Genomic DNA, 12,806 nt, shown 5'->3' on the forward strand with positions numbered 1-12,806 from the left:
TCCAAATAAGAACAGGATCTGGCACCATCGTAAATGGGATCACGGAAAAGGGGCGATTTCGGCATTATTGATTCACTCCTTTTAAAAGGAATCGTTGCAAACCGAATCCTCATTGAATACGTACGATTATCCAACCTGCAACGCTCGGCGCTGTGACATGTACAGCTTTGAATACGCCCCGTCTTTTTTCAGCAGTTCTTCATGCGTGCCCTGCTCCACAATTTGTCCGCCGTCAATAAAGAAAATCCGTGTGGCGTTTTGGATGGTGGACAGTCGATGAGCAATAATAAAGGATGTGCGGCCTGCCAGGAGCTGCTCCAGCCCTTTTTGAAGCGCAAGCTCTGTTTCCGTATCGATGCTTGACGTCGCTTCATCGAGAATCAATATTTTCGGATCGGCGAGAAGTGCCCGAGCAAATGAAATGAGCTGGCGCTGTCCAGATGAAAGGCGTGTTCCACGCTCATTCACTTCCGTTTCATAACCATCTTCCATTTCGCTAATAAACTCATGCGCCTGCACCGCTTTTGATGCCGCTACAACTTCTTCATCCGTCGCATCAAGCCGGCCATACCGAATATTGTCCATAATCGTACCGGAAAAAATAAACGGGTCCTGCAGCATCACGCCCATTTGGCTGCGCAGCGACGAAAGCGTCACTGTTTTAATATCAATCCCATCTACCTTCACACTGCCCCTATTCGTATCGTAAAACCGGCTGATCAAGCTGACAATCGTTGTTTTCCCTGAACCGGTCGCGCCGACCAGCGCAATGGTATCTCCCGGTGCTGCTGTAAAATTGACATGATCAAGAATATTTTTTTCACCCTCATAACCGAAAACGACGTCATCAAATTGAACCTGCCCGCGCACAGGCGGCAGCGTTCCGGCGTTTAGTGCGTTTTTAATCGCCGGTTCTTCATCAATCGTTTCAAAAATACGCTCCAAATACGCCATCGCATTAATAATCGCATTATAGAAGTTTCCGATATTTGCGAGCGGCTGCCAAAACATCCAAATGTATCCGATAAACGCTACAAGTTCCCCTGCTGTCACGCTGCCGTTCAGCCAAAAAATGCCGGTCACGTACACTAATGAAACGGTAATGACTGAAATATTTTCGATAACCGGCCAAAGCAAAAACTGGATTTTAATCCCTTTCATCCAGGCAGACCGGTAACTGTCCGACACTTCATAAAAAATTCTTTCATTTTCTTCTTCACGTGCAAACGCCTGCGTTACTTTCATCCCGTTTAAACTTTCATGAATGTAGGCGTTCAGGTTGGACTGCTTGTTGCTGATTTGCTGCCACGCTTTGCGCTGAGCTCTTTTAATAAGAAAAATAAAACCAATTAAAAAAGGGAAGCCCGCCATCGCGGCAAAGGTCATCTTCACATCAATTGCCAGCATAAAACCGATAATAACCAGCACACTGAATAAATCGGTAATGACGTTAATAATACCGTTTGACAGCAAGTCGCTCAGCGAGTTTACATAATTGACGACCCGTACTAAAATCTTTCCGTGCGGACGGCTGTCGTAATAGGAGAAAGACAATGTCTGCAAATGGGAAAACAAATCTTTTCGCAGCTGCAAGATGACGCTTTGCCCGATTTGTGACATCATTCTGATCCGGTACTTTAAACAAATGCCGGTAACGGTAATCGCAGCTAAATAAAATCCGGCAAGCAGCGCAAGGCCTCCTGCGTCTCTGTTTGGGATTTTATCGTCGATAGCCACTTTAATTAAATAAGGTCCCGTCAACGCTGCCCCGCTCGCCAACAGCATAAGAAAAACAGTGAAAAAAATTTTGGTTTTAAATGGACGCAAATAGCCCATCATCCGTTTCAGCTGATTGAAGTCAAATGATGATTCCAGCTCTTCATCCACATCAAATTTATTGCGCGCCATTTACATCACTTCCTTGCCGAATTGATGGCCGTCAAAGTCACCAAATTGATTTTTAAACACATTATAATAGCGTCCTTTCCGTTTCAATAAATCTTCATGCTTCCCTCGCTCCATAATCCGCCCGTGTTCGAGCACAAGAATGAGATCGGCTTCTTTCACGGAGGAAATGCGATGCGCAATAATAAAGCAGGTTTTTTCTTGAAGAACAGATTTTAACGTTTTTTGAATGCGCATTTCCGTTTCCAGATCAACAGCGGATGTCGTATCATCCAAAATTAAAATTGGCGCATCCTTTAAAATCGCCCGCGCAAGCGAAATCCGCTGGCGCTGTCCGCCTGATAAGCCGACGCCCCGCTCGCCGATAATCGTGTCATATCCTTCCGGCAGTTTGGAAATAAAACCGTGTGCTTCCGCTTTTTTCGCCGCGTCCTGCACTTGTTCAATCGTTGCATCCGGGACGCCGTAAGCGATGTTTCCTTCAATTGTATCGGAGAATAAAAAGATGTCCTGCATAACCATCGCTGTATGCTTCCGCAATGACCGGACGTCCCACTCTTTCACATCCACTCCTTCCACAACGACTCCCCCGCTGTCCGCATCATAAAATCGGCAAAGCAAGTTCACAATGGTCGATTTTCCAGCACCGGTCGGACCAACAATTGCCACCGTCTGTCCCTGCTTAACGCCAAACGTAATGTTTGAGAGCACCGGATCATCCTCATATTGAAATGTAACATCTTGAAATTGAACGGAGAATTCGTGTGGAACGAGCGCTTTCTTTTGATGATGATTTGTAATAGCCGGCTGCTCATTAAGCAAATCTTCAATCTTTTCAGCGGACGCAATAAAACGCTGGACATCATTAATCAGCCAGCCAGCCATCCGCATCGGATTGTTCAGCGCCCAAATAAGTGAATTAAAGACAACGAGTTCTCCAATTGTCAATGACTCTTGAATAACCATCAGTCCGCCGACTAAAATCATAACCACAAGCAACACACCTGCAAGTGAGTCAAGTACAGGCAAGTACTTTTCCCATACACGTGCCGACTGAATATTTTTTTCTTTAAAGGCATTATTTTCAGCAGAAAATTTGCCGATTTCGTATTCTTCTTTGGCAAAGGCTTTGACCACGCGGTTGCCGCTAATGTTTTCCTGCACAACCGAATTCAAGCGCGCAAATTGGGCCCGGATTTCTGAAAATGTCGGCCGTACTTCACTGCTCATCCGATAGGCAAAAAAACCAATAACAGGTGTCACAGCGATCATGGCTAACGTAAGTGGTGCATGAATCGTCAACATAAAAATAATAGCAAATAATAAAATCGCCGCATTTTCTACAATCATGTACGTTGTCCAGGCTGTAAAATGACGGACAGCTTCCATGTCACCGGTCATCCGCGCCATAATATCACCTGTTTTTGTCCGATCGTAAAACCGGAAATCCAGTTCATTCAGCCGTTCATAAAGCTGCTTCCGAATCGTAAAAATGACCTGCTGCGACACACGTTCAAACAAAATTTGAAAACTGTAGCGAATGACCGTTTTTATCATCGTAACCGCTATCATAAAGCTGATCAGCAACCAAAGCAGCGCCATGTTCCCACCATAAATAACATCATCGACAATTCGGCCGGAGAAGTATGGATTGAGCATATTTAATCCCGCGACAAGAAGTACAAGAAAAACCCCAATAAAGACGCCGGATTTGTAGTCCCGCATATACGTCCAAATCCATTTCAAACTATGCACGTTCTATTCCCTTCTTTCCATACATTTTCACATCATGGCATTTGTGATGTCAATCGATCTTTGATGAAAACAAGGACCCCTTTCCCGCACCGTTAAATTAAAATAAATACATTTTATTCCTTCTTCCACGTTGTATCCATCTTTTTCACTCAAAAAGAAAAAGAACGCTGTTTATTGAACAAATCCGCTTGAAAGTGAGAAAAAAGGGCATATGAATGCCCTTTTCTTTTTACTTTATTTCACTGCCACGCCCTGTTTTAACGAAACAATCTGCTTCGTTTCCTGTGATTCAAGCGCCGCCAAAATGACCTGTAATGATTTGTAGCCTTCTTCGCCGGTAATGAGCGGCTCTTTTTGTTCGAGAATACTTTCAATAAAATGGTCAATTACGTGCGTCGTCGTCTGGCCGCCTTCTTCATTTGTCTGGATTTTGCCAAGCTGGTGCTTGACCACTTCTCCTGTACGGTATTCCTCAATCAGCGAATACTCCGGATCGGCTTCCAGCTTCAGCGTGCCATTTTCACCGTAAATGATTGTGGAATTGTCACCGCTGCCCGCTGTGTACGCCCAGCTGGCTGCCAGCGTACCAATAATGCCGCTTTCCGTACGCAAAATACACACTGCATTGTCGTCCACATCCGTGTTTTGTTTTGCATTTGTTTCAATAAAAGCGCCCACTTCTGTAAATTCTCCAAGCAAATAACGCATTAAATCGGATTTATGAACACCAAGATCGCCCATTGCGCCGATAAAAGCCTGCTCTTTGTTAAAAAACCAGCTATCTGCTCCGTCTACACTCCACGCTTCCGGCCCCGGATGGCCGAATGTTGTTTTAAAGCTGTACACTTTGCCTAGCTTGCCGCTGTCCAAAATCTCTTTCGCTTTTTGATGCGATGCAACGAACCGCTGATTATGTGCAATCATTAGTGTCTTGCCGCTCGTGTTTGCCGCTTCAATCATCGCTTCCGCTTCTTCTTTTGATGTAGCCATCGGTTTTTCACAAAGCACGTGCTTGCCTGCTTGAAGCGCTGCAATGGAAACCGGCGCATGCAAATAGTTCGGCAGGCAGATGCTGACAACGTCGACTTCCAGAAGATTGATCACTTCTTTGGAATCGGTGTATGCTTTTGCTCCATACTGTGACGCCATTTCTTCTGCCCTTTCTTGGACAATATCACAAACAGCAACAATTTCTACCTGTTCATTTGCTGCATATTCCGGAATGTGGCGATACTTGGCAATGCTTCCGCACCCAATAACTGCTGCTTTTAATTTGCTCATTTTTCCATTCTCCTTTTCGTGGATATGTAGTCGAAAGATCTCAATTTGAGAGCGTTTTTTTGGAATCGCTATCATTTATTTATTCCTATTTTCTTTCGCCTAATGAATTTGACTACATCATATAACAAGCATGTTAAAATAAACATAAATGATATAATGAAAACATATACGATTTGGCTATTAAGTGTAAAAGGTGGTGATCAAATGAACTCGAATATTTACGTGTGTGGATATGCGTATCATACACAGCGTTTGTATACCCAGCATAAGCCCGGCTTCTCCGAGTATGTGTTCCGCCTGCAGACAGAAGGTGCCTGCGAGGCAAAGGTGAATGGGCGGATGTACGAGATAAAGCAGGGTGATCTGCTCATGGTCCACCCCGAAGATCATTACGAACTATTTATTAAAGAAAACCATGATAGTGGCGATTATTATCTTATTTGTGACGGCAGCTGGCTCGCCCAATGGTGGGCACGTTCTCAAAAGCCGGTCTTGTCTCATATCGGTGTCGATGAAAACTTAATTTCGCTCTGGCGAAGCATTGTTATAGAAGAACGTCGTCCCGCTTCGAGCAAAAACAAGGAACTCTCCCACGCTCTTCTTCAATCTTTATGCTTTTATATTGAGCGGGCCGCCAACGAAACGAGCATCGATTTAACGCGTCCATACGTGGTCACACGGATGATGCGCTACATTGAAGAGCATGCGCTGAGTACATTTAAAGTAGAGGACGCCGCCCGTCATGCCGGCTTGAGTGTTTCGCGTTCGATTCATCTTTTTAAAAGCAGCACCGGCAAAACAATGCTTGAATACGCGCATGAAATACGGCTTTCTTCTGCTATTGACCGGATGACCTACACGACGATGACCCTTGAACATATCGCCGAAGAATGCGGATTCGGTTCATATCCTTATTTTCATAAAGTATTTAAAAAGAAATACGGCACTGCTCCTGGCGTGTACCGGCGGACCGGTTCTTAAAAACAAAAAAGCTGCTTTAGGATTGAACAGGCCTGAGCAGCTTTTCAGCTATTTTATACCATTAATTTTTCTTCCGTAAGAGTCAGTAAAAACTCTTTCGTAACAAGCAGCACATCTTCCGAGTCATTGTAAATGACCGTATTTTTCGGTACATGAACATTTTCCATGACAATTGCTTTTTCAATATAAGAACGGGTTCCAACTTTTGCGTTCGGCATGATTACAGAATCTTTAATAAAAGCATTTTTTGCTACTTTTACGCCTTCTGATAAAATGGAATGCTGAATTTCCCCATCCACGATACACCCTTCACTGATAATTGAACATTGTACAATGGCGTTTTGGCCCATCACTGGTGGCGGGAAATTTTCGTTTACTGAACAAATGCGCCAGTCTTTATCGTACAAGTCCAATTGATGATCATTTTCCAATAAATCCATATTCGCTTCCCATAAGCTTTTGACCGTTCCGACATCCTTCCAGTAGCCTTTAAACGGATACGCAGCCAGTTTTTGCTGATCCGCAAGCATCGCTGGTATGACATCATTTCCGAAATCATTTGAAGAATCTGGATTGTCCGCATCCTGCTCTAAATATTTTTTCAAAACGGACCACTTAAAGATGTAAATACCCATGGAGGCAAGGTTGCTTTCCGGATCATCCGGCTTTTCGTCAAACCGCGTGATATTATTCAATTCATCGGTATTCATAATACCGAACCGGCTCGCTTCATCCCACGGAACTTCAATAACGGAAATGGTCGCGTCGGCTTCTTTTTCAATATGATATTGAAGCATTAAGTTGTAATCCATTTTGTAAATGTGGTCGCCTGACAAGATCAAGACGTTTGCAGGCTCATACTGCTTTAGATAATGGAGGTTTTGATAGATGGCACTGGCCGTTCCGGTATACCAATTGACATCTGAAGCGCTTGCATATGGTGGGAGAATAGTGACGCCGCCTTTGCTGCGATCGAGATCCCACGCGCTTCCGTTTCCGATATATGTATTTAAAACGAGCGGCTGGTATTGCGTTAACACACCAACCGTATGTATGCCAGAATTGGCACAATTGGAAAGAGGAAAATCAACAATGCGGTATTTTCCGCCAAACGGCACCACTGGTTTCGCCACATTTTCTGTTAATTCTTTTAACCTGCTTCCTTTGCCGCCCGCTAAGAGCATTGCTACGCATTGTTGTTTTGCCATTTTCTATTCTCCTTTTCCTTTTACTGATCAATATCAAATGCTTTTCTTGTTATTGAATGACTTCGTATATTCTTGCTTCCTGTCGGCGAAGTACAACAGTTTCACCTTCACTATGATTTAGTATGATCACCCATATTGTGCCCTCATATGTCCGTGTGTACACATATAATGACTCTTTTCCTTCTGAAAGGTCTTTGTCATTTCCGTACACCATGACAGAATTTAGACGAAAAAATATTACATGCTCTCATTTGGGTTAAAAAACCACTTTTTATATAAAATAAAAAAGCCCTTTATTAAGGACTTTTCTTTGTAACCCTTAAATAGATGATAGGGCTGAATCAGTATCAACTTTATAGTGAGAATTAGACACTTTGTTTGAGATTCGGAAAAATTCGCGAATGATCTCTTCATCGGAATGAGGAATATAATGCCCTTTTACAATTTGGCATCCGTTAATACAGCCGCTAGTCAGCAGCACAATATCATTCGAGCCGCTTTCTTCCAGTGCTTTTATAACCCCTTCTTTTCTCGTTTCCGCCGTCATAATCAACTCTTTCGGTTCATTAAATCCGCTTAATACATGACGGATAACGTCATTCGGGTCATGATAACCAGGATGATCAACGGTAACAACGAGCGCATCCGCTTTTCCTTCTGCAGCCCGTGCCATTTTTGGCATTTTTCCGAAATGACGGATGCCAATGCCTGCGATCATCGCAATAAGTCGATTGTGCGGAATATGCCGCACTTCGGTTAAAATCTGATCGAGCGCGACGGGCGTGTGGGCGTAATCAATGACAATTTTTCGGTTATCCGGAGCATGAATAACTTGAAACCGCCCTTCCGCCTGCTTCATATTCGGCAGCACAGAAACAATCTCTTCCATATCGATGCCGAGTGATAAAGCCGATGCAATAGCGGCTGTCACGTTCCCGGCATTGTATTCTCCGTAAAGCGGAACAGATACTGTATATTTTTTTCCTCCATAATAAATTGTAAACAGCATGCCCTGCTCATAATGATGACAGTCTGTCCAGGTTAAATCCGCATCTGACGTGAAATTTCGGCTATAGGTTATCACCCTTTGAGAAGCCGACTTCAATATATCTTCCGCCATGCCCGCATCGTCTAAGTTAACGATACTAACGGCCGCCTGCTGAAACAAAAGAAGCTTAGATTGCTTATAATGTTCCATCGTTTTATGATACTCTAAATGCTCCTCGGAAAAATTTGTATGAATCGCGATATCAAATTGAATGCCCGCCACCCGCTTTTGATCTAGTGCAATCGAAGACACTTCCATTGTAGCCGCTTCATGATGGGTACGGTGCAGTTCATGAAAAATGTGATGGATATCCACAGACATCGGTGTGGTCGGCGTGCTTTTGTCAAAGTCCATTTTCTCATTCGCTTTCCAGATGCCTGTCGTCCCAAGCATGCCACACGGAATATGCAGCAGGTTAAACAAGTTTTGCACATACGTCGCGACTGTTGTTTTTCCGTTTGTACCGGTGACACCAACTTTGATCAAGCGATCCTGTGCATTTCCATAGAAATAATTAGCCACACGTGCCATTGCTTCTCTAGAATCCTCTACTAGCACAAACGTTACAGATGGAAAGTGTCCATAAAATGACCGAAGAACATCTTCATCGGTACCGACGATTGCGGCTGCACCTGATTCAATCGCTTGCTCTATATACGCGTGGCCATCTGTGTTTTCACCTATAATGGCAAAAAAAGCGAATTGCGGCTTTACCATTTGGGAATTGTATGTAACACCTGAAACCATTGGGCTGGCTGGACCAAAGAGACTGATCGGTGAAACAGCTGGAATTTGATCAAATGGAATGCGCATGGATCGTTCCTCTCTTCGTTCGTTGTTTTTATTCTTACTTTTCCATCCCTGCTTTTTCTACTCCTTTTGTGAAGTCTTTGTGTGTTTTTTCGATCTTTTTTGACACATTTGTGATCTAAAGACCGTTTTCATCCGTTTGCTTTTTAACAATGGTATAGTGTGTATGAAAGATTTAAAAACAGAGGTGAACATAATTGAAAAAGTCATTTGTATTTCTTTTTAGCTTATTATTTCTTTTTTCGCCCTCAGTATCCGCCCATACTGGTCTGGAAAGTTCTTCTCCAGCAGACGGTGAGACGATAACAGAGCCCGTACAGAATATTTCATTAACATTTGAAACGGTAATCGAAAGCGGAAGCAGCTTCACACTAAACAGTGAATCCGCGGAGGTGCCCCTTGAAAGTGTGACTGTGACCGATAATGTGGTGAAAGGTTCAACAGCAGAGCCCCTCCAAAACGGAACATATACAGTCGACTGGCGCATCGTTGGCGAGGATGGGCATTTAATTGAAGGAACGTATGGTTTTACCGTTTCAGCAAAGCAGGAAGTTGAACCTGCAACAGAAGAAGCTGACACAGTAGAAGAGAATTCAGAAACAGCCAAAGAAGCACCAGCTGATGTACAACAGGAAGAAACAATATCGCCTGCTGGCACAATGCCGATCGTGCTTGGCGTTATTATTGCCGCTGCACTGATTGCAGCATTTGTATTAATGAGAAAAGGGAAAAAATAATGGCTGTCCTTTATGTTACTGAAACCCTTTTATACAGCTGTTTTTCCTTTTTAATGGGCGCTTTTATTCTACAGCTGATTCCTTCACATAAAAAGCCATCGATCCTGATCCGGGAGCGATGGCTTTATGTGGCTATAGCAGGTATTGCCGTGTTTGCTTTTACGCCGGTTGCAGTACTCATTATGGAGCTTTCAAAAGGAACCGATCTTGCCTCCATTACACAGTTGGTCATTTTCAGCTTCACAATCGGAAAAGCGTGGGCGTTTACATTCGCTGTTGCTGTCTTCTTCGCGCTATATCTTTTTACTTTTCCTGTTTTAGCGGACAAACGATTCGTAATTGGTGCGCTCATCTTTACAATTGTGCTTATTTTCTCGATAAGCTGGTCAAGTCATGCCGCTTCTTTAACAGAATGGAACGGTTTTCTTTATCACTCTGTCCATTTTACCGCCGTTTCCATCTGGATTGGCATTTTGATTGCAGCGGGCTGGTTCGCCAAAGATCATTCCAACTGGCTGTCGTTTTTAAAATGGTTTTCTCCTGTTGCTGTGATTTGCTTCAGTTTTACGATTATTTCCGGCTTCTTTATGATGGCGGTGATTATGGATGTCCGTGATTATATCAGCTCATGGTCATTAAACTATGGTCAGTCCCTGCTCATTAAGCATTTGCTTTTACTACCGATATTGTTGTTTGCTTTCATCAACAGCTTTTCGATCAAAAAAAGACTTCAAAAACAAAAAGAGTTTGATCCAAGACCCTGGATGAAAGCAGAAAGCATTGTGCTCCTTTTTATTTTTGTGACTACCGCTTTTCTTGGGCAGCAAGAACCGCCACATGCTTCAAGTGGCAGCGATTACTCTCCCCTGTTTGCTTATTTTTATAATGGCAATATACCTATGTTTGGATGGTCATCGATGAGCTTGCTGTTTAGTATCACTGCTGTTCTTTTTTTTGCTCTTTGTCTTTGGTCTTATACAAAAAAAGCTGTTGGCATTACCTTTATTTTAAGCATGCTGCTTGTTTTTTCTGTGTATATGGCCCTTATAACCGGATTACATTAAAACAGGATTTCTGTCTATGACGGAAATCCTGTTAGATTTTCTCACAATGTTTTTTCGCTTATTAAAACCATTTAAGGAACATTCACTTTAGGTCGAATAACTGTTTATTTCTTCTTTACATCCTTATAATAAAAGTAAAGAAAACGCTATCTTATATTCATCTGAATACATCCCCCGTATTTTTTTGTGATTTTTAACAAATGAAGTTTCTGTTTTTTAACATTCAAAACGATGTCATTTCTTCATTTTTCTCCTACAATAAAACAAAATCAATAAATACGAGAGGATGATCGAGATGTTAATTGGGGTTCCAGCTGAGATTAAAAACAATGAAAACCGTGTAGCGATTACACCGTCGGGGGTTGCAACGCTCGTAAACGCAGGACATGACATAATGATTGAAAAAGGAGCAGGACTTGGAAGCGGCTTCACAGATGCGGAGTATGCACAGTACGGGGCAGAAGTGATCGAATCGGCGAAAGAGGTTTGGAACCGGTCGGACATGGTGATGAAGGTAAAAGAACCACTGGCTTCTGAATATCAATATTTCCGTAAGGATCTTCTTCTTTTCACTTACTTACACCTTGCTGCTGAGCCGGCATTGACAAAAGCACTTGTCGACAGTGGCGTGACAGGCATCGCTTATGAAACTGTTACGGTCAATGGCACACTTCCGCTCCTCTCTCCAATGAGTGAAGTTGCAGGCCGTATGTCGACACAAATCGGCGCTCAATTTTTAGAGAAAAATAACGGCGGAAAAGGTGTGCTTCTTGGCGGCGTTCCCGGTGTGAAAAGAAGCCGCGTAACGGTCATCGGCGGTGGCATAGTCGGCACAAACGCTGCGCGTATTGCCGTTGGCCTCGGAGCAGACGTTACGATCATCGACCTTAGCGCCGATCGCCTTCGCCAGCTTGAAGAAATTTTTGGCGCAAGCGTTCAAACCCTCATGTCAAGCCCGTTAAACATTGCTGAATCCGTCAAAGAATCTGATCTCGTCATTGGCGCAGTTTTAATTCCAGGCGCTAAAGCACCAAAACTCGTCACCGAAGAAATGGTTAAATCCATGTCTCCAGGTTCGGTTATTGTCGACGTAGCCATCGACCAAGGTGGTATTTTTGAAACCGTTGACCGGATTACTACACACACAGACCCAACGTATGAAAAACATGGAGTTGTTCATTATGCGGTTGCGAACATGCCAGGCGCCGTTCCGCGTACGTCTACGATTGCGTTAACAAATGTGACGATTCCTTACGCTCTGCAGATCGCGAATAAAGGATTTGAACAAGCGATCAAGCAAAACTCAGCTCTTGAGCATGGTATTAACACGTTTGGCGGCTACGTTACATTTGAAGCGGTTGCGAAAGAATTAGGCTATGAAGGAAAAAATGTGAAAGAATTGCTTGATTCTTTAACCGTTTAATTAGAGAAGGCTGTTTCCGTAAATAGAAGCAGCCTTCTTTTATCATAATAATGGACGAGATTTGCTGTGTACTCAATACGCCGCCTATGTTCCTCTCCACGTAATCCATATAGAGGCGCAAAGAAAATAAAATTTTCTTCTCCAGTCAGTTCCATATATAAAGAGTCCGACTGTGCCATATAGACAATACGCTGCAACAGCTTCAAGTTCGGCACTTTTTTTATCCAAGACAACAATCGATTCCGATCCCAGCTTTTCCATCCCAACGATTATTTTAACAAGCGTGGTTTTCCTTGCTTCTGAAGGGTCGATTAACCCATAAATTTGTCTTTTTTTACTGGTTAAGCTAACCTCGTTTAAAACTGGATTTTTCCCGTAGCTTTGACTTGATTCACTTGAATCCCCGTGTCATGAATTCCTTTCATTTTATCGTATATGCAAATTTCCAAGGACAAAATTCCGAGAAAAAAAGCAGCTTCTATCTCGTTTTACAACGAAATAGAAGCTGCTTTTGATTATACCGGCGGCCGGGGTCGAACCGGCACTCCCGTGAAGGAACTGGATTTTGAGTCCAGCGCGTCTGCCAATTCCGCC

Annotated in this window: 10 protein-coding genes; 4 read left to right on the top strand and 6 right to left on the bottom strand. The window is 43.2% G+C overall.

The annotated features are described in order from the left end of the window. Positions 1 to 126: 126 nt before the first annotated feature. The 3 genes from NLX67_RS14675 to NLX67_RS14685 form a co-directional block, all read right to left on the bottom strand. Positions 127 to 1,908 carry an ABC transporter ATP-binding protein gene (locus NLX67_RS14675; RefSeq protein WP_254312262.1) on the bottom strand — a complete coding sequence of 594 codons (1,782 nt, stop codon included), beginning with the start codon at positions 1,906 to 1,908 and terminating at the stop codon, positions 127 to 129. Further along, positions 1,909 to 3,660, bottom strand: a complete 1,752-nt coding sequence (locus NLX67_RS14680) for an ABC transporter ATP-binding protein (protein WP_254312263.1) — start codon at positions 3,658 to 3,660, stop codon at positions 1,909 to 1,911. A gap of 234 nt (positions 3,661 to 3,894) precedes the next feature. Beyond that, positions 3,895 to 4,941, bottom strand: a complete 1,047-nt coding sequence (locus NLX67_RS14685; protein WP_254312264.1) for a Gfo/Idh/MocA family protein — start codon at positions 4,939 to 4,941, stop codon at positions 3,895 to 3,897. Between the two features lie 204 nt (positions 4,942 to 5,145). Between NLX67_RS14685 and NLX67_RS14690 the strand changes: the two genes are divergently transcribed. Next, entirely contained in the window at positions 5,146 to 5,922 is a 777-nt protein-coding gene (locus NLX67_RS14690; RefSeq protein ID WP_254312265.1) for a helix-turn-helix domain-containing protein, read from the top strand. A gap of 53 nt (positions 5,923 to 5,975) precedes the next feature. On the opposite strand, the gene NLX67_RS14695 is transcribed toward NLX67_RS14690, so the two are convergent. Together NLX67_RS14695 and NLX67_RS14700 are read right to left on the bottom strand one after the other, a co-directional pair. Next, the gene (locus tag NLX67_RS14695) at positions 5,976 to 7,130 is read right to left on the bottom strand and encodes a glucose-1-phosphate adenylyltransferase (RefSeq protein ID WP_046180724.1); all 1,155 of its coding nucleotides are present in this window, start codon (positions 7,128 to 7,130) and stop codon (positions 5,976 to 5,978) included. Between the two features lie 319 nt (positions 7,131 to 7,449). Next, positions 7,450 to 8,991 carry a UDP-N-acetylmuramoyl-L-alanyl-D-glutamate--2,6-diaminopimelate ligase gene (locus tag NLX67_RS14700; RefSeq protein WP_254312266.1) on the bottom strand — a complete coding sequence of 514 codons (1,542 nt, stop codon included), beginning with the start codon at positions 8,989 to 8,991 and terminating at the stop codon, positions 7,450 to 7,452. Positions 8,992 to 9,185: 194 nt separating this feature from the next. Between NLX67_RS14700 and NLX67_RS14705 the strand changes: the two genes are divergently transcribed. From NLX67_RS14705 to ald, 3 genes are all read left to right on the top strand, one after another. Next, positions 9,186 to 9,725 (top strand): copper resistance CopC family protein, encoded by a 540-nt coding sequence (locus NLX67_RS14705; protein WP_254312267.1) that lies wholly within the window; start codon positions 9,186 to 9,188, stop codon positions 9,723 to 9,725. Continuing rightward, entirely contained in the window at positions 9,725 to 10,789 is a 1,065-nt protein-coding gene (locus tag NLX67_RS14710; RefSeq protein ID WP_254312268.1) for a copper resistance D family protein, read from the top strand. Before NLX67_RS14705 ends, NLX67_RS14710 begins: the two co-directional genes overlap by 1 nt. A gap of 295 nt (positions 10,790 to 11,084) precedes the next feature. Next, a complete protein-coding gene (gene ald / locus NLX67_RS14715; protein WP_046180720.1) occupies positions 11,085 to 12,212 on the top strand; it encodes an alanine dehydrogenase in 1,128 nt (375 codons plus the stop codon). Here the strand turns inward: ald and NLX67_RS14720 are convergent. Further along, entirely contained in the window at positions 12,209 to 12,448 is a 240-nt protein-coding gene (locus NLX67_RS14720; protein WP_254312269.1) for a hypothetical protein, read from the bottom strand. The genes ald and NLX67_RS14720 overlap by 4 nt on opposite strands. Positions 12,449 to 12,806: the final 358 nt, after the last annotated feature.

Source organism: Domibacillus sp. A3M-37, from assembly GCF_024213455.1.
Taxonomy (GTDB): domain Bacteria; phylum Bacillota; class Bacilli; order Bacillales; family Domibacillaceae; genus Domibacillus; species Domibacillus tundrae.

Bases quoted from the DNA above. Each gene is read 5' to 3' on its own strand.
- NLX67_RS14675 (WP_254312262.1), bottom strand. From the start codon at position 1,908: ATGGCGCGCAATAAATTTGATGTGGATGAAGAGCTGGAATCATCATTT.
- NLX67_RS14685 (WP_254312264.1), bottom strand. From the start codon at position 4,941: ATGAGCAAATTAAAAGCAGCAGTTATTGGGTGCGGAAGCATTGCCAAG.
- NLX67_RS14690 (WP_254312265.1), top strand. From the start codon at position 5,146: ATGAACTCGAATATTTACGTGTGTGGATATGCGTATCATACACAGCGT.
- NLX67_RS14695 (WP_046180724.1), bottom strand. From the start codon at position 7,130: ATGGCAAAACAACAATGCGTAGCAATGCTCTTAGCGGGCGGCAAAGGA.
- NLX67_RS14700 (WP_254312266.1), bottom strand. From the start codon at position 8,991: ATGCGCATTCCATTTGATCAAATTCCAGCTGTTTCACCGATCAGTCTC.
- NLX67_RS14710 (WP_254312268.1), top strand. From the start codon at position 9,725: ATGGCTGTCCTTTATGTTACTGAAACCCTTTTATACAGCTGTTTTTCC.
- ald (WP_046180720.1), top strand. From the start codon at position 11,085: ATGTTAATTGGGGTTCCAGCTGAGATTAAAAACAATGAAAACCGTGTA.